This window comes from Microcoleus vaginatus PCC 9802, from assembly GCA_022701275.1.
In the GTDB taxonomy this organism is placed as follows: domain Bacteria; phylum Cyanobacteriota; class Cyanobacteriia; order Cyanobacteriales; family Microcoleaceae; genus Microcoleus; species Microcoleus vaginatus_A.
This window is the reverse complement of record CP031740.1, coordinates 5,301,598-5,319,244: the sequence shown is the minus strand read 5'-3', so window position 1 is coordinate 5,319,244 and position 17,647 is coordinate 5,301,598. Positions and strand designations below refer to the sequence as shown.

General features: G+C 45.6%; 14 protein-coding genes, 1 tRNA gene and 1 pseudogene. 8 read left to right on the top strand and 8 right to left on the bottom strand.

The features are described 5' to 3' along the window. Positions 1-208: 208 nt before the first annotated feature. Positions 209-1,369, top strand: a complete 1,161-nt coding sequence (locus D0A34_21875; GenBank protein UNU21137.1) for an NDP-sugar synthase — start codon at positions 209-211, stop codon at positions 1,367-1,369. A 101-nt stretch (positions 1,370-1,470) separates the two neighbouring features. On the opposite strand, the gene D0A34_21870 is transcribed toward D0A34_21875, so the two are convergent. From D0A34_21870 to D0A34_21860, 3 genes are all read right to left on the bottom strand, one after another. Further along, on the bottom strand, positions 1,471-3,480 hold the full coding sequence (locus D0A34_21870) for a biosynthetic arginine decarboxylase (protein UNU21136.1): 2,010 nt from the start codon (positions 3,478-3,480) through the stop codon (positions 1,471-1,473). A gap of 325 nt (positions 3,481-3,805) precedes the next feature. Further along, positions 3,806-4,954, bottom strand: coding sequence for a helix-turn-helix domain-containing protein (locus D0A34_21865; protein UNU21135.1), 1,149 nt, complete (start codon positions 4,952-4,954; stop codon positions 3,806-3,808). 158 nt (positions 4,955-5,112) lie between these two features. Continuing rightward, positions 5,113-5,703, bottom strand: coding sequence for a DUF3611 family protein (locus D0A34_21860; GenBank protein UNU21134.1), 591 nt, complete (start codon positions 5,701-5,703; stop codon positions 5,113-5,115). Positions 5,704-6,395: 692 nt separating this feature from the next. Between D0A34_21860 and D0A34_21855 the strand changes: the two genes are divergently transcribed. Together D0A34_21855 and D0A34_21850 are read left to right on the top strand one after the other, a co-directional pair. After that, a complete protein-coding gene (locus tag D0A34_21855; protein UNU21133.1) occupies positions 6,396-6,689 on the top strand; it encodes a hypothetical protein in 294 nt (97 codons plus the stop codon). A gap of 103 nt (positions 6,690-6,792) precedes the next feature. Next, on the top strand, positions 6,793-7,221 hold the full coding sequence (locus tag D0A34_21850; GenBank protein UNU21132.1) for a heavy metal-responsive transcriptional regulator: 429 nt from the start codon (positions 6,793-6,795) through the stop codon (positions 7,219-7,221). Positions 7,222-7,236: 15 nt separating this feature from the next. Here D0A34_21850 and D0A34_21845 read toward each other — a convergent pair. Further along, positions 7,237-7,428: pseudogene (locus tag D0A34_21845) on the bottom strand (hypothetical protein). Between the two features lie 249 nt (positions 7,429-7,677). On the opposite strand from D0A34_21845, the gene D0A34_21840 reads away from it, so the two are divergent. Further along, on the top strand, positions 7,678-8,301 hold the full coding sequence (locus D0A34_21840) for a DUF4065 domain-containing protein (protein ID UNU21131.1): 624 nt from the start codon (positions 7,678-7,680) through the stop codon (positions 8,299-8,301). Between the two features lie 157 nt (positions 8,302-8,458). On the opposite strand, the gene D0A34_21835 is transcribed toward D0A34_21840, so the two are convergent. Both D0A34_21835 and D0A34_21830 read right to left on the bottom strand, forming a co-directional pair. Further along, on the bottom strand, positions 8,459-10,090 hold the full coding sequence (locus D0A34_21835; GenBank protein UNU21130.1) for a hypothetical protein: 1,632 nt from the start codon (positions 10,088-10,090) through the stop codon (positions 8,459-8,461). 95 nt (positions 10,091-10,185) lie between these two features. Further along, positions 10,186-11,457, bottom strand: coding sequence for a hypothetical protein (locus D0A34_21830; GenBank protein UNU21129.1), 1,272 nt, complete (start codon positions 11,455-11,457; stop codon positions 10,186-10,188). Positions 11,458-11,601: 144 nt separating this feature from the next. Between D0A34_21830 and D0A34_21825 the strand changes: the two genes are divergently transcribed. Genes D0A34_21825 through D0A34_21815 form a run of 3 tightly spaced genes read left to right on the top strand, consistent with a single transcriptional unit; the run spans position 11,602 to position 14,705 of the window. Continuing rightward, positions 11,602-13,005 carry an ATP-binding protein gene (locus tag D0A34_21825; GenBank protein UNU21128.1) on the top strand — a complete coding sequence of 468 codons (1,404 nt, stop codon included), beginning with the start codon at positions 11,602-11,604 and terminating at the stop codon, positions 13,003-13,005. Beyond that, positions 13,002-13,787, top strand: coding sequence for an exodeoxyribonuclease III (gene xth, locus D0A34_21820; protein ID UNU21127.1), 786 nt, complete (start codon positions 13,002-13,004; stop codon positions 13,785-13,787). The genes D0A34_21825 and xth overlap by 4 nt, the downstream gene beginning before the upstream one ends. Before the next feature lie 42 nt (positions 13,788-13,829). Then, entirely contained in the window at positions 13,830-14,705 is an 876-nt protein-coding gene (locus tag D0A34_21815; GenBank protein UNU21126.1) for an SDR family oxidoreductase, read from the top strand. Between the two features lie 165 nt (positions 14,706-14,870). On the opposite strand, the gene D0A34_21810 is transcribed toward D0A34_21815, so the two are convergent. Next, on the bottom strand, positions 14,871-15,992 hold the full coding sequence (locus tag D0A34_21810) for an EAL domain-containing protein (GenBank protein UNU21125.1): 1,122 nt from the start codon (positions 15,990-15,992) through the stop codon (positions 14,871-14,873). A 477-nt stretch (positions 15,993-16,469) separates the two neighbouring features. Next, positions 16,470-16,543, bottom strand: a tRNA-Pro gene (locus D0A34_21805). Between the two features lie 97 nt (positions 16,544-16,640). Between D0A34_21805 and lipA the strand changes: the two genes are divergently transcribed. Continuing rightward, positions 16,641-17,510, top strand: coding sequence for a lipoyl synthase (lipA, locus tag D0A34_21800; GenBank protein UNU21124.1), 870 nt, complete (start codon positions 16,641-16,643; stop codon positions 17,508-17,510). The last annotated feature ends 137 nt before the right edge of the window (positions 17,511-17,647 follow it).

Sequence of the window (17,647 nt, the reverse complement as noted above, 5' to 3'; positions counted from 1 at the left end):
CGGAGAGCGGGAGTGTGAAGTTATTGCTGGTTCCCGATACCTGGTTTCTTAAATCCAGGTAAATTCGGAATAAATGATTGATAGCCTGGTACGATGGCGCCTATAAACAGGTCAGGATTTTGCTGTGATCGATCGATTCAACGATCGCAACCGCTAGCATCTAATTGTTGAGTTTATATCAATTAACAGAGGGTTGAGGAAGTTAATAATGAAAGCGATGATTCTGGCGGCCGGTAAAGGCACTCGCGTCCGTCCCATTACTCAGACAATACCCAAACCGATGATTCCCATCCTGCAAAAGCCAGTGATGGAGTTTTTGGTCGAATTGCTCCGCCAGCACGGATTTGACGAAATTATGGTCAATGTTTCCCACCTGGCAGACGTGATTGAAAACTACTTCCGCGACGGTCAAAAGTTTGGGGTACAAATTGCCTATTCTTTTGAAGGGCGAATTGAGGAGGGAGAAATGATTGGAGAGGCTCTCGGTTCGGCTGGTGGCATGAAACGAATTCAGGACTTCTCGCCGTTTTTTGACGATACTTTTGTGGTGCTGTGCGGCGACGCTTTGATTGACTTGGACTTGACTGCTGCTGTGAAGTGGCACCGCGAAAAAGGGGCGATCGCTACTATTGTTATGAAATCGGTTTCCCGCGAGGAGGTTCCCAGTTACGGAGTGGTGGTAACAGACGAGTCTGGCAAAATAAAAGCTTTCCAAGAAAAACCTTCTGTAGAGGAAGCTCTGAGTACCGACATTAACACTGGTATTTATATTTTTGAACCGGAAATATTCGATTACATCCCCTCGGGTGAGGAATACGATATCGGTTCGCAGTTATTCCCCGCGCTAGTAGCAGAAGGCGCCCCTTTTTACGGGATTAGCATGGACTTTGAGTGGGTGGATATCGGCAAAGTTCCTGACTATTGGCGGGCAATTCAGAGCGTGCTCCTGGGACAAGTTAAAAATGTTTCGATTCCGGGAATTGAAGTACGCCCCGGCATTTACGCTGGTTTGAATGTAGCTGTTAACTGGGATAAGGTTGATATTACTGGGCCTGTTTACATTGGCGGGATGACGATCATTGAGGATGGAGCAACAATTATCGGCCCGACAATGATCGGCCCAAATTGTTGGCTTTGCAGTGGCGCCACTGTGGAAAACAGCGTGATTTTTGAGTATTCCCGTTTGGGCCCGGAGGTGCGGTTGGTTGACAAACTGGTGTTCGGGCGCTACTGCGTTGATAAAACCGGGGCTGCGATCGATTTGCAAGCGGCGGCTCTCGATTGGCTGATTACTGACGCTCGCCAAGTTTTACCGACTCAAGACGGAGAGGAGCGGCGGGCGATCGCAGAAATTCTCCGTACTGAATAATTGGTAATTGCTCAAGGTAAGGTGCGCTAGGCGCACCCTACTTTTACATTGATGATCTCAGCTTTTAATTCTTGTAATGTGCTTAGGTTCTACCCTACATTTTAAGACTGAAGATAAGTATATTGGCTGAGACTCCGCTCGTAATTTTGCAGCAAAAGTTGGGCCTCGGAAAGAGTAATTTTATTTTGCTGCAAAGCTGCTTCTGTCTGACGGCGGATGCTTTCAACCAAATTTTCTGAATCATACTGTACGTAGCTGAGGACTTCTTTCATAGTGTCTCCTTTCACAACGTGTTCGATATGATAGCCAGAAGGTGTTAGCTGAATGTGAACTGCATTAGCATCGCCGAATAAGTTGTGAAGGTTGCCCATAATTTCTTGATAAGCACCTCCCAAAAATAGCGCCAAATAGTAAGGTTCTCCAGGTTTCAGAGTATGCAGTTCCAAAACCGACTTCACATCTCGCAAATCAATAAATTGGTCGATTTTGCCGTCGCTGTCGCAGGTAAGATCGGCTAAAATCCCGCGTTGAGTTGGTTCTTCGTCGAGCCGGTTAATTGGCATAATAGGGAACAATTGGTTAATTGCCCAACTGTCCGGTACTGACTGGAAAACAGATAAGTTGATGTAATAAATGGACGCCATCACCTTTTCTAAGTCTTCCAAATCCTCCGATACATATTCTTTTTGCCGCGCGAGCGCCTGTATTTTATCACAGCAAGCCCAGTACAACTGTTCGGTTTTCGCCCGTTCCGCAATTCCCAAATAGCCTAAGTTAAATAAACTGACTGCTTCTTCCTTGAATTGGATAGCATCGTGATAAACTTCTTGGTAATTTTCGGGACTAATAGATTGGTAAATTTCGTAGAGATTGCGCGGAATTTGGTGCGCGTTTTCATCTACTGGTTCTGGTACTTCTCTGGGGACATCGCTAGTACCGAGTACGTCAAAAACTAACACTGATTGGTGAGAAGCGATCGCCCGCCCGCTTTCGCTAATGATAATTGGAACCGGGATTTTGCGCTCGTCGCAGGCATCTTTCACTCCCGCTACTACGTCGTTAGCGTAGTTTTGCATATTGTAGTTTTTGGAAGCGTGGAAGTTTGTTTTAGACCCGTCGTAGTCAACGCCGAGTCCACCGCCTACGTCCAAGTAGTTCATATTAGCTCCCAATTTAGCTAATTCTACATAAATGTGGCTGGCTTCTCGAATGGCGTCTTTGATGACACTAATTGAGGAAATTTGAGAGCCGATGTGGAAGTGCAATAACTGCAAACAATCGAGCATTCCAGCTTTTTCTAGTTCGCCGACTGCACGGATAATTTCAGGAATTGTCAAGCCAAATTTTGCCCGATCGCCCGTGGAACCTCCCCAGCGGCCAACGCCTTTGGTAGTGAGTTTTGCTCGCACTCCCAAAATCGGTTTAATTCCTAATGCTTTGCTCGCGGCAATTGCGAGTTCTACTTCCTCTATTTGCTCCAGTACAATTACGGAAGTTTGCCCTAGCCGCTGCGCCAAAATAGCAGTTTCGATGTATTCGCGGTCTTTGTAACCATTACAAATTAACAAAGCGCCTGGGTTTTTTAAGGTCGCCAAAGCTATCATTAATTCCGGTTTGGAGCCGGCTTCGAGCCCGAAGTGATGGGGTTGACCGAAACGCACCAAATCTTCAATTAATTGTCGGTGCTGGTTGCATTTAACTGGAAAGACACCCCGATAGACATTTTTGTAATTGTACCGAGCGATCGCTCTGGCAAAACACGAATTTAAGCGCTCGATCCGGTCTTCCAAAATATCAGAAAATCGAATCAGCAGGGGCAAAGCCAAATTTCGCTGTTTCAGGGATTCTACCAGTTCGCACAAGTCGAGGGAACCGCCGCGATCGCCCTTGGGAGACACTGTAACGTGACCGGCTGCATTGATCGAAAAATACGGTTCGCCCCAACCTTGAATTCGGTAGAGTTTCTCACTATCTTCTATTGTCCAAGATTCTTGTGGCAGTTGAGCCGCCGTTACCAAAGCACTGTCTGGTGTCGCCAAACTCGTGACTGTTGGCGAGTGAGTCGATAGCGGATCGAGATCGGAGAAAGCAGCGGTGGCTGGGGAACTCATCTTATCGGAAACCTCTTTTAGGAGTGGTCAAATAGATAGTTTATCGCACATATCGGGTTTCCTGATGCAGTTGAAAAATCACTTTGGGTACACGGCCCGGCGATTTTAGATTTTAGATTTTAGATTTTAGATTTTTAGATTAAAGATTTTAGAATTGACTCCACAGATGGATGAAAATCGGGGATTGAACTAAAATCTCAACCGTGATTGCTCTCCAGGACTCATTTCTTCAAGCAAGTATCCGTATGTAGGTGAACTCGGAAACCGGGTTTGCGAGTTCACCTGCGCCAAGAGAGTTGTCGGACGATCGCTCGCCCGACACACACTAACCAAAAATCACCTCCGGCGGCGCCATGTCAGCCCCCATAATCATTCCCCCGTTGCTAGCCTTCTTCAAACCCGGTTGAGGTGCTTTTTCTGGGGTCTTCTGAGCCGGTGCAACTGAGGCTGGCGGTGTCACCTGCGTTGGAGGTACTGCCTGTGCTCCTGGCACCACGGGTTGCTGCGACAGCCAACCCAAACCCCCTACAGCCCCAGCCATCAAAGCGGTGTAGCCGATGTACAAATGCACCGGACGCATTTGAAAGCCTTCGCTTGAGTCGGAATCAGAAACAGACACATACATACTGGGAATGGGAGTCGGAGCGGGTTTGGGCAAAGCATTCGCCATAGCGCTGCCGTCTAGTCCCAGGGCGTCGCCGAGTCTGCGGATAAAACCTCTAACGTAAATATCTTGGGGCAGTTTGTCGATTTCCCCATTTTCGATCGATTCGATGTGGTGCAGCGGCACGAGAGTTTGACTGTGGAGTTGCTGCAGCGATAGGGAGCGAATTTGCCGTCCCTTACGCAATTCTCTACCCAACTCGCGCAGGCACTCTTCTCGCTGTTGAACGGCTAAAGCTGCTTCTTCTTCCTTGGTGAGTTTTTTCGGCTTCTTGGGAAAACCGAACCCTGGGAAGGATTTTCCGGGGACGGTGACAGTTGCAGGTGGAGCCGACTCGACTTTAATTTCGTCTTGGGGCGCTTGTTTGCTGTCTTCAGAACTGTTAGTGTCTCGATCGGAATTTTCTGTGTCGGACTCGGTTTGGGGGGGGGCTTCCACACTAGCGCTGCGCCAATAGAAGACAGGAGCAGCTACTGGTGGCTCCAATTCTTTAATTTCTGTCACCGTCTCAATGGCGGGACTTACAGCAGTAAAACTCTCTGGGGCTACTTGTGGTTCAATTTTATTTTGTTTGGGAAATCGGTCAAATGCGAGCTTGACGGCTTCTCTGCTAACTGCTCTAATTAAAATTTCGGCAGCGGAAGCTGCTTCGCCCAACATTGTTTGCAAGCTAGCTACAGCGTGGCTATAGGTGTCGCTACAGAGGAGTTCAGCTTCTATTTGACCTAGGACAGAACGAAAACTTTCTTGAGAAATTTCAATAGTTGGGTGATCTGTCACCCCAAAATAAGCCTCGGGTTTCAGTGCCATGATATTCATTTTGTCTTCGTAGAAGGTATCTGAGTACGTTCTTCGACAGGTTGGCAGTGATTCCGGATGTCGGTTGGGGGAGAGTGGGAGAGTGAGGGAGAGTGAGAGAGTGAGAGAGTGGGAGAGTGGGAGAGGCGCAATTCCCACTTATTGATTGTCTATTGCTTGTGGATGCGATCGAGCAAAAAAAGAGCCCCGAAAATCCCGACAAAATGGGCAACAGTGGCGTGAGTATTGGCGAGTACCACAAATATATCTAGGGGCTGAATAAATCGGCCCACATCAACTGCGGCACCGAACAAGGCTTGCGGCTGAGCTAGAGATTTGGCTAAGAGAGTGCCGCTGATGGCTTCTGCGCCGATCAGCGTCAGCACCATTCCCGATAAGTTGCTCCAAAGTGACAGCCGCACTTCTTTGATGGTGTCTGCTTTTTTGGGACGGACAGCGTTAGCGGGCGATTGCAGTTGTCTCGACAAGCGGGTGAAGCGGAAAGAGCGATATACGCTGTAAGCGAGTACGGCCAGCCCGCAAATGGCAAAAAATACGCCCCCGCCGGTGCCGGCACTGGTTGAACCCGCAGCGGCGGTACCGCGGGGGATGGCGAAGGGGATGGCAAAGAGCAAAATGATCGCCGCTACCACCCCTAGCACTAACTGTACCCAGAAGCAAACCCAGCCTGTTGTACGAAGGGCAAAGGCTACTCGCTGTACCGCGACAGGAAGCTTATCGTTATCTAACTGATTAGTCATATTTTGAGCGGGTATAATTAATTGGCATTAGTTGGCGGCAGTTTTTTCTCTTCGGGGACGGTTGACGGCGGTTAACCCTCTTTATAATAGAAGTAGCAATGTTTAAGATTTGTAACTAACATTGGATTTCACATTTGAATAGCGTCGATCGCCAGGTACCCACAGCAATGACACAACTACAACCCACCGTCACTCCCAAACTGGAACAGCCAAAGTTTGGCTTCAACAGCTACGCGGAACGCCTTAACGGTCGAGCCGCGATGATCGGTTTTTCTCTAACTTTAATTATCGAGTATGTCACAGGCCAGGGCTTGCTGTCCTGGTTAGGTCTCAACTAATTTTAGCAATGGCGCGGTCAGCCTTACACTTTGTCTTGACTCTTCCGGCAGCGGGTGTGACTGGTGCTGACCGCGACAAATTCGGGAATTGATTAAAATATTAATTACAAACAAGCCCAGCGACTTCTCTGCCGAGAGAGATCTGTTCCCGAATGCAATAGCTGGCTTTTGGAGGTGTATATGGGGTGGAATTTTGATTTGACAAGCTTGGCAATTTTGCCTCGCTCCCGTACAATTCCCCACAGGCGAGAAGATTAATTTAGGTGAAGCTAGTCTTTGAGCTAGAAATCCCGATCGTTCCGCCAACTCTAAGTTTTAGAGATTGTAAATAAATATAGAACAGAGTAAAACCAAATGAATGCTTCGTGGACGCGACTTTTGAGGTCAGCTTACCGTAAAGAGCCAATTACCAGCTTTGTTGTGACAGTGGGCGTTGTCGATGCAGCCATCGGCAGCATGGGTGCGAGTGGCTCTTTGTTGGCTTTTGGGCTGGGTACCGCTGGGGTGGCGATGGCTCTCCGCTGGTGGCAATTTTACCGCTCTGGAGCCGAACAACCCGCACCTGCTCCTGAATACTATCTTCCTCCTCAGTCTTCTAGACCTCAGTTGCCCGTGCTTAATGTGTCTAAAAAAAATCCTCCTTATTAAGATTACCGGGCAATGGTGACTGGGCGATGTGCCGATCGACTCTCTGGATCTGAGGCACTAAAAGATAGGGCAAGAAAGTCTTTCGATCTTGGATGCTTGGTTTATGAATATTTCTGTTGCCGAGAAACTGTACAAAATTGGCTCTGTAGCTGCCTGTAGTGGTTTGTCGGTCAAAACTGTTCGTTACTATGAGGAGATGGGCTTGCTGTCTCCTGCGGTAAAGCGCTCGCCCGCTGGTTATCGCTTGTTTGGCGAAACGGTATTTAACAGGTTGGCGTTTATTAAACGATCTCAGACTCTGGGTTTGAGCCTTCAGGAGATTAAGGATATTTTACAAGTTCGCGATCGGGGGGAGTTGCCTTGCTCTGAAGCGAAGCAGCATCTCACGGCTAAGGTAGAGGAAATTTCCGTGCAAATTGCCGCCTTAGAAACTTTGAAGAGGGAGTTGCAAGGCATTCTCAACTGCTGGCAAGAGCAACCCTCCCAGGCGAGCATTACTCGCACGATTTGTCCGAACATTCAGCGGGATTGAGCAGCGGAAAGATACAAAAAAAGGGAAGGAATTATCGGTTTCCTTCCCTTGATGGTTTTGTTGGTAGTTTTGTCGATCGTGTTGAGCTTTTAACTGTTTTCGCAGAGTTTGCTGTTGCTTTTTGAGTTGCCGAGCCCTGGCTGAGCCGCCTTTACCTTTGGAGTTTCTACCCTCGCTGCGAGGAGACTCCCAACTTTTTAGTCTCATATTTTTCATTGTCTGCACTACTTCTATACTACACCGCCAGATTTTCACTGTCAAGTATTTTTTAGAGCGATATTTCCTAGTGTCAACTTTTGACTGATGGGGATTTGCTACAGACATAGCGATGGTGCGCCCATTGCCTGCGGCTGGTTACACGCGCTTTTTGACAATTTGGGACGTAAGGGCGATCGCTATTAGGTCATTATTCCGCACTGTTTGCTAGAATTATTTAAGTCAGCTCTAAAAACTGTTATGACTCAAAATAATTCAACAAAAAATGAATATCAAATAACTGTGAGTTCTTCAGTCTGGCAAAGAGTTGAGCAAATTGCCGGAGAATTTAAATTGTCAGTTTCTGAACTATTTGAACAGATAGGCGAAGGCAAACTGAAAGTTGTCGGGGTTCCAAATAATTCAGAAAAAATGAGCCATCGAGATGTTGCAAATGCTTTGATTTGGTTAGCTTCGCAAACTAATGTAGAAATCAATGTCTACAAGCTACAAAAACTCGTGTATTACGCTCAAGCGTGGCATTTAGGAGTTTACGGAAAGCCACTATTTGATGCAGATTTTCAAGCAGGGATTCACGGGCCGGTTATTCCTGATTTATTAGAAAAGTATCAACGCCAATTTAGTTGGGAACCAATTACAGAGAAAATCGAACAACCAAAACTTCCCCAAAAAGTTGGGCAATTTCTCGAAGAAGTTGCCGAGGCATATTTTGAGTATGATGATGAAACTTTGGAACGAATGATTTGCAGTGAAATGCCTTGGCTAGAAGCGAGAGGTAATGTACCCAGAGGCGAATCTTGTCATGGGATTATTTCTCACGAATCGATGAAAAAATATTATTCGGGCCGTTTTTTTTCTAAATAATATAAGGGCGATTCCCTACGGGATAGCTGCGCTTCACGGGCTTTTTGACAAGTTGGGACGTAAGGGCGATCGCGATTTCTAGTAACTAGGATATCAGCAGCTAGGATGTGGGCTTAATCTCTGGTAATTTAAAACTTAATTGGTAATATGGATAAAATCAAGGAGTTTCAGTTTTGATTCTGTTGCTTACTAGCCTGTAGTTTTTCTGATAATCAGCAAGCTTTTCTTTAGCTTGAGCTTCCACAAATGTACCTTGAGGAATAGAAGTTAACAGGTTGATCGCCTGCTGCAATTTTGATTGAGCATTCTGCCAGACTTCTTTAGGATGAGGTGGATTATTCACCATGAGGGCAGCTTCCCCTGCTAGTTTTTGGGCGGCTTCTAAATTAGTGGCTGCTTTCTGTTCAGTGACAATTCTATTAGTAATCGCCTGATAGTTAGTTCGATAAACACTTAGCTTTTCTTGAGCTTGAGTTGCAACAGGCGAATTGTCTGGAATTGCCTCTAACAATTTGATTGATTCCTGCCACTTCCCTTGTACTTGCTGCCAATTTTCCAGGGGATGAGGCGGGTTTTGAGTCATAACGGCAGCTTCCATTGCTAGTTTTTGAGCTGCTGCTAAATTTGTTGCTGTTGGGTCTGGCTGAGGAGTCGGTGTTAAGGTGGGTGAAGCTTCAGAATTTGTTTTTTGCTCCTCAATATTTAGAGGAATTCCCGAATTTGCTATTGTCTGCTGACTCGGTGAAATTTGAAAGGTAGTTTTCCAGCCGATAAAACCCAAAACTCCTAGAGTCAGTGTGGATAGTATCAGTATCCAGCCACTTCTACCCCCGCGTCTTTGCTCTGAAGACATGGTACGGTCAATAGGATTTAGAGATTCTCCTGTCTGTGTGGATCTTTCGCTTTGCTTACGACGAGGTTGTTTTTGTTCCTGGTGACGGCGTTCTTTTTCTAGGTGTTTAAGAGATTGTTCAGCCTGGCCTCTTAACCTATTAGCCCGGTCAATTAAAGCATTAGCTTTTTCTTTTAAAGATACACATTCATTCAAGATAATTCCTAATGTTGTAGTTTGACCCTCATAAGATATAATAAGCCCATGCTCTTCATCAAACCATTCTATGGAAAAAACTGATTCTCCAAAGTAAGATATAAAAGCTTTTATGCGCTCAAGAGTCTCGACATCACGTTCAAAATTTTGTAGGATACTATCCAGTTTGGGATGAACCTGTTTTAGCTGTTCTTGAGCTACCTTTATTTGCTGAACCTGTTGCCTTAAAGTTTGCTCTTCATCAAAGTCTAAGTGAATTCTTAAAGCTTCATCAATTTGCCTTACTTCTTCAGGTAAACTTTTAGATTGTCTTTCCTCAAGCTTGATTAGTAATTGTGAATCAGTTAAAATATTCTCTGCTATATCCTTTATAATATCTCCCCAATCAATTAAGTTTTCAACATTTTCTATTAATTCTGACAGGGAGGTTTCCTTATCTGGATCGCCCAATTTTTCAGCAAGTAAGCCACTCCCTGCCGAGACAAGTGCCTCTACTAAAAATCCACCAGGAATAAAAAAGCTGGCTATTGTTCCGAAGAAAGGAATCGCGCCAAGAACTCCTTTATTAAATCTTTCACTGTTTAATACTTCTTGAAGCTTATTTTCAATAATATTTAGTTTATTTTGAATATTGCTAATTCGCTCTATTTCCCGTCTAATTTCGGTCGAGTTGCCAATAGTAAGTTTCATACTATCAGCAAGTTGGGGCAGTTCATTTACCAGGTTCTCTAAATCCGACATAATTTACTCTCCATCTACTTTGAGATTGCTGCTTGCTTTCTCGTGGCGTTGTTAGCGGTGAGCGCTAATTTAGTTGGCTTCTATTTTTTCCAAAATTAATCACCCAAAGACACGTTTAGCTCCCACTTTTTATCCTCCATCTCTTGATATGAGTAGGTCAGATCGCCTCGCCTACCGATCTGAATTGTGTAAAACTCTGCTTTTCTTATACCATTCACTTCGATAGAAAATTGGCAGTGGTTATCAGATATTATTTTACCTATGCCTAACTCTCCAGTCGCAATAGTTTCTCCTTTATGATCTTTTACTAGCACCTGCCTACCACTTTTAATATCCCCGTAACCTCCTTTTCCATTACAAAACTGACCCACTCCACCGAAGAAATCATCCTTGAGTGTTAGTGATCCTTTAATATTGTGATTGAAACCTAAAAAAGGTATTCCTTTAAAGGTTATAGTTGCTAAGACAATAACTCCTACTACAATCAAACGTTTTTGACGCTCTGGATTTTCATTAATATAATTTTGGCCGATGTCTAACAATTCTTTAAATTTTCGTTCTCTAAGCAAATCAATAATCGGAGTCAATAGATCAGTCAAATTTGCAAATTTATCTGTTGATAATTTTTTTGAATCTGAACTAACTTCTGCCTTTAGCTCAAACTCTCGATTCCACGCCGGAAAATCCTCACCCGCCTGCTGCCCGTAAACCTTCACAGAAGCGATCGCGCCCGCCTTCAAATTCGTCAACTCCCTGCGGACAATCCTGATAGAAACCTCCTCATCAGGAACCACATCCGACTCCAGCATCACTTGCAAACAACCGTCTTGCAAACTCGCAGTCGCCGTAATTCCCTTATTTTGCAACGGAAGATTTAACAAAGATGCGATCGCCTCCACATCCCCAAGCTTAGCCCGTTCCTTCAAACTAAGCTGATTTGACTCCGTATTCTCACTAGAACTTGCCCGCCCCTCTGTGACATTTGCAACAGGCAAATTTTGCCCCGCCACTTCAAACTCTTGACTCCACGCCGGCACCTTCGCGCCCGTCGGTCGCCCGTAAACCTTGACTTTCTCAATGGATGCAGCCCCCAAGCCAGCGATCGACTTACTCACCCACGGGGCCAAGACTTGCTGACTAGGCGCTTCTGCCGCTTCCAGCATCACCTGTAAACAACCATCCTTAAGGGAAGCTGCGGCGGTGATGCCCTTGGCTTGTAGCTGGCGGTTCAGCAGAAGCGCGATCGCCTTTGCATCTCCCTGTTTCGCGAGTTCCAAAATATTCGGTTGTGTCATAACCGTTAGATACCAGTAGCGCTTAGCATAACCTTTTACTGTCTTAAGTATAAATTCTTTCCTAAATACCAAAGCTTGTCAAGCCATATAAAGTCATATTTAGTAGTTGTTTTCATCCCAACTAGGTCATAAAAAGTCACATTTAGTTGGTTGCTACTGAAAAAGTCATATTTAGTTGGGTTACAATCAGGTCAACCCCTTGCATCTGCCTGACTGATGGACGTTGAAGAAGCCTTAGAATTTGTTGACCATCTAGCTTTGACTACTACGGGAAAACATTTAGATAGTCTGCAAAAAGCTATACTGCGCGGCGCTTGGGATAATCAGAAATATAAAGAAATTGCACAGCATCACAACCGTTCAGAGAAATACGTTAAAGAGGTTGGCTTTAAATTATGGAAACTTTTATCAGTTGCATTAGGCGAGGAACAAGTATCTAAAGCAAATTTTAGAGCCAAGCTGGAAAATTTACAAGTTGGTAATATCTCGGTTTTTGGCAATGGCTGTATCCATATTGGTAACATCTCGGCTGATAGTTCGCAATTCTCAAAAAAATTACAATCTGAAGCGCAAGATAAGGATAAGTTTAACGAAAAAACAAGCAATTCTAAACCGAAAGTACATTTAGATTTAGCTGATGCACCAGAACCCAACCTATTCTATAACCGCACATCCGAACTCACCACCCTCGAAAACTGGATTTTAAGCCGCACCCGCCTCATCAGCATTTTAGGCTTATCCGGTATTGGCAAAACCGCCCTTACACTCCAACTAATCCCACAAATTCAACACGAATTCGATCGCATTATCTGGCGAAGTCTCCGCAACTCTCCACCGCTGGCATCGCTCCAAACCGACTTAATTAAATTCTGTAGGGGCGGTGCCCCCGTGCCCGCCCCCTATCCCGAAGAAAGGGCAACCACGGGGGGATTGCCCCTACTAGAATATTTGCGATCGCACCGCTGTCTGATCATCCTCGATGATGTGCAAACAATCTTCAGCAGCCAACAACTCGCAGGAAATTACCAACCCGGATATGAAAATTACGGCGCATTCTTCAAACAACTAACAGAATCATCCCACAACAGTTGCTTAATCCTCCTGAGTGGGGAAAAACCCAGAGAAATCGCCACCTTAGAAAGCGAAAACCGCCCCTGCAAATCTCTGCAACTCAACGGTTTAGGCCCCGAAGCACAAGAAATATTCAGAGAAAAAGGTTTAGGAGAATCGGAGAAATGGTCAGAACTAATCGACCTTTACCGAGGCAATCCCCTATGGTTAAATATAGTTGCAACTATGATTCAAGACTTATTCAGCGGTAGCGTTTCCGAATTCCTCTCCTATGATACCCTATTCTTAGGTGACTTAGAATCTCTCCTGCACCAGCAGTGCGATCGCCTAACCGCATCCGAACAACAAGCTATGGGTTGGCTAGCAAGTACCCCCGAACCAGCAGACATCTCAAAAATACCAGAAAACCTGCAACTATCAAGGGCAGAACTATTAAATGTCATGCAATCTTTAGGACGACGGTCATTAGTTGAAACAGTACAAAAAAATGGGCGATCGCACTTTAAGATCGCGCCCGTAATCAGAGAGTATATAACAAACAAAAAATGAAAATCGCCACCTGGAACGTCAACTCAATTCGCACCCGCCTAGAACACGTTACTAGCTGGTTGCAAACAAACTCCCCAGACGTTCTCTGCCTCCAAGAAACCAAAGTTATAGACAAAGACTTTCCCCTAGAACCCTTCACCAACCTCGGCTACAACTGCTACATTTCCGGTCAAAAATCCTATAACGGCGTCGCCATTTTTAGTCGATCGCCCATGTCGGAAATCAGCAGCGGATTTGCCCCCCTTCTCGGCGACGAAACCGCAGGTATTTTTGACGAACAAAAACGCCTCATAGCCGGAATTATCGACGATATTCAGATTATTTGCGTATACGTTCCCAACGGTTCCGAAGTTGGCAGCGAGAAATATGAGTACAAGCTAAAGTGGCTCAAACTGCTGCAAGAATACCTCAAAATAGCACTAGATAAATCCCCCAACTTGTGCATTTGCGGCGACTTCAACATCGTCCCGGACGATCGAGATATCCACAATCCCAAAGCCAATGCTAACTCCGTCGGCCTATCAGTAGCGGAGCGCCTCGCACTCACAGAAATCATAGAATTAGGATTAAACGACCCCTTTCGCAAATTCACCTCAGAAGGCGGCCATTATAGCTGGTGGGACTACCGCGCCGCCGCATTTCCCCGCAACAACGGCTGGAGAATCGACCACCATTATCTCAGCCGTCCCCTGTACGAACAAGCAAAAAACTGTACAATAGATGTTGCTCCCAGAAAATTAATCAAACCCAGTGACCACACCCCCGTAATTGTCGAAATTTGATTGATCAGTTATAAGGTTAATAACAACCAACAACTAAAAATCATGTTCTTAGTAACCGGAGCAACAGGCGCACTAGGTCGCCGAATTGTACGAGAAATCAGACAGCAAGAAAAGCCTGTCCGCGCATTCGTTCGCCTCGCATCTCGCTACTCAGAACTAGAAAACCGAGGCGCCGAGATTTTTATCGGCGACTTAAAACAAGACAAAGATATTAAAAAAGCCTGCCAAGGAGTGCAGTACATCATCAGCACCCACGGCACCGGCGGCGATGTTCAAGCAGTACACTACCGCGCTAACATAGAATTGATCGACTGCGCCAAAGAAGCCGGAGTGGAGCACTTTGTCTTTGTTTCGGTACTGGGAGTCGATCGAGGATACGAAGATTCCGCAGTATTCAAAGCCAAGCGAGAAGTTGAAAAATACCTGCAAAACAGCGGATTGAATTATACAATCTTGCGGCCTGCCGGTTTTGCTTCCAGCTTGTTACCCCTAGCAGAAAGATTTCGAGAAACCGGACTTTACCTGCTGATTGGCGACGGCAAAAACCGCACATCTGTTGTCAGTACCGACGACTTAGCAAAGATTGCCGCAGACTCGCCAACAGTCGAAGGCGCCCGCAACCAAATTCTGCGAGTCGGTGGCCCGGATGTGCTGACAAGGGATGACATTCCCCGCATTTTTGCACGCTTATTCAATCGCGAACCGATAGTAATCAACCCGCCACTGGTTGTGTTTGACGGTTTGAGAAATGCCTTGGGTTTATTGAATCCTCAAGCTCAAAAAGACTTAGGAACTTTGCGCGTATTGCTGGGTAACGAGTATTTCTGCACTCCCGAAGAAGTGCAAAACTTGGAATCAATCTACGGCATGAGAATGGAATCCTTAGAAAGCTTTGTGCGACGCAATTTGAGCGTTTAAAATGCTAGTTATTCTCGTTACCAGGCTGTGCCTGGTAATGAATATCGGGAGGCTCTGCCTCCAAACTCTTGTCTCATTTTAATGGAGGCAGAGCCTTCCTATATGCGTCCCCAGGCTCTGCCTGCGAACGAGCAAATGTAGCGCCCAATGGCAACTGAAAACCCTTTAAGCAGAAATAGGTAGTGGTTCAGCACCAATATAGCTAGTAACTGCGATCGGCGGAGAAGTCGGCTTAGCAATCAAATAACCTTGAACAAAAGTTGCTCCCCGTTCCCGCACCCACTCAAACTCCTCCAAAGTTTCCACACCTTCGGCAACAGTTTTAATTTCTAATTGAGCGGCAATTTCTAACATCTTTTCCGTAATTAGTGCCTTATAATAATCTTGAGCGACGTTGCGAATCAATTGCATATCCAACTTAATAAAATCAGGACGCAGTTGGTGCATCAAATTTAAATTAGAAGAACCGCTGCCAAAATCGTCCAGGGCAATTAAAAATCCCGCCTCTCGGTAAAACCTCAGAATCTTAATCAAGTGATCCATATCAGGAGGGTGCTGAGATTCCGCTACTTCAAAAACAATATTGCTGTGAGGAATTCCCGCTTCATCAATAGCCTGTACTGTTCTTCGCAGGCACGTAGCGGGATCGTAAACTGAAGTCGGAGAAAAATTAATAAAAAGTAGTTCTTTGATATCGTAAACATGGGCTTCGCGGATAGCGCGAGTCCGGGCTAAAACATCTAGTTGAAAAATTAGGCCTGCTGATTCTGCTTGGGAAAAAATCCGACCCGGATAAATTAAGTTTCCTTGCTCGTCAATTCCTCGGAGCAGGGCTTCATGGGCAAAAATTTTAGAAGTATCTGAGGTATAAACAATGGGCTGAAAATGTGTAGTAATGCGTTCTTGGGACAATAAATCTAACAGCCAATCAGAGTTACTAAAATTAATAAAAGAGTCTAAGGAAGTGCTGCGATAAAAATCGCTAAGTTTGGGCTGTTCAACTTCGGCCATCCACAAAACTTTTGTCTCTTTCAACTCTTGAGTTGTCAGTACCGATGATGCTAGAGCGTTAAAATTTTCTCTCGCTATTCCCTCAAGGATAACGTACAAACACTTACTCTCTTCTAAAAGCTTGAATTCAAGTTTAGCCTTAGTCAGTGCAGAAATAACCTTGGTCAGCGTATGATATACTGGAAACCACAGGTATAGACCTCCGCTGTCCTCTATTTTGGCGGGTACTGTTTCGCAGCGAGAGCATGAGCCGAAGGCGTTGCCACTTATTTGCATTGGAATATCCTCCGGTTTTGGGTTAATTTAAGACACGCTAACAATTAACTTTTATTATAAGCTCATTCACCTATTAATTCATCTATCTCAAGATGTAAATCGTGATGAATTTGTTTTTAAGAATTATTGGAGTATTTATACTTGCCTCCGGTTTCAAACCTTGGTCAAAGTTCTCAGCCTTGAGCAAGTATGTGTGATTAAACACAGTCCCAAATCCTCACAGAGGGAGAAGGCAAAGACTTGTTCGCTACTCTCTACTGCTGCTGTGATTCTTTACGCCTTATTCTCTAATTCCCTCTGCCAAAACAGTCGCTACAGTTAATTTTTTAGCAAAGGCGAATTAACACGCCCGTGAAGCGCAGCTATCCCGTAGGGAATCGCCCGATCCATTAATTTATCCCAACCACAAATATACACAGCCGGACGATCGCCCAAAACAAACTCACTTGCTGCGGAATATCCAATTTAATTTTATAATCGGGATGACAGGATTTGAACCTGCGACCCCCTCGTCCCGAACGAGGTGCGCTACCAAGCTGCGCTACATCCCGAAATTAGTCAATAGATTTTTAGCTTATCACACTCAAGTCAAAATTGAGCAAGCTCGTATATAATTATTTGTAAAATACTACTCAGGCGGAGACAGACGTGACAGTTAAGCCCCAGTGGTTGCGAGTTAAAGCCCCCCAGTGGGAGCGCGTCGGCAACGTCAAAGAAATTTTGCGGGATTTATCCCTGAATACGGTTTGCGAGGAGGCGTCGTGTCCGAACATCGGCGAATGCTTCAACGCAGGTACTGCGACATTTTTGATTATGGGCCCGGCTTGTACCCGCGCCTGTCCTTACTGCGACATCGATTTTGAGAAAAAGCCCCAACCTTTAGATCCCACGGAACCCCAAAGATTGGCGCAAGCGGTGCAGCGGCTCAAACTCAACCACGTCGTGATTACCTCTGTCAACCGGGACGATTTGCCGGATGGGGGCGCGTCTCAGTTTGTCGAGTGCATTCAAGCAGTGCGATCGGCGATGCCCGATACAACTATAGAAGTTTTGATTCCCGACTTGTGTGGCAACTGGCAGGCTTTAGAAATCATTCTCGCAGCCCGGCCAGAGGTACTCAACCACAATACCGAAACCGTAAAGCGACTTTACCGCAAGGTGCGGCCGCAAGGAAAGTACGATCGCACCTTGGAACTATTGCAGCGAAGTCGCGAACTCGCACCTGGGGTTTACACCAAATCCGGCATCATGGTGGGACTGGGAGAAACAGACACCGAAATTCGCGAGGCGATGCAGGACTTACGGGCTGTCGGCTGCGATATTTTAACAGTTGGACAGTACCTGCAACCGACTCAAAAGCACTTGAACGTAGAAAACTTTGTGCCTCCGGAACAGTTTGATGCTTGGAGAAAGTTTGGCGAATCTTTGGGATTCTTGCAAGTTGTCGCTTCTCCCTTAACTCGCAGTTCCTATCACGCCGAACAGGTGAGGGAACTGATGAAACTTTACCCACGCTAGCAATTTTAATTTGAGTTGACTCGCGCCCGATCGCACCATTCTCACTAAAACCCGATCAACCGGGTAACAGCGAGGAAAAACTTGCGCTTGATATGCACGCCCTGGGCAAAAAATCCGGTTTCAGATGCTGGTGTTCG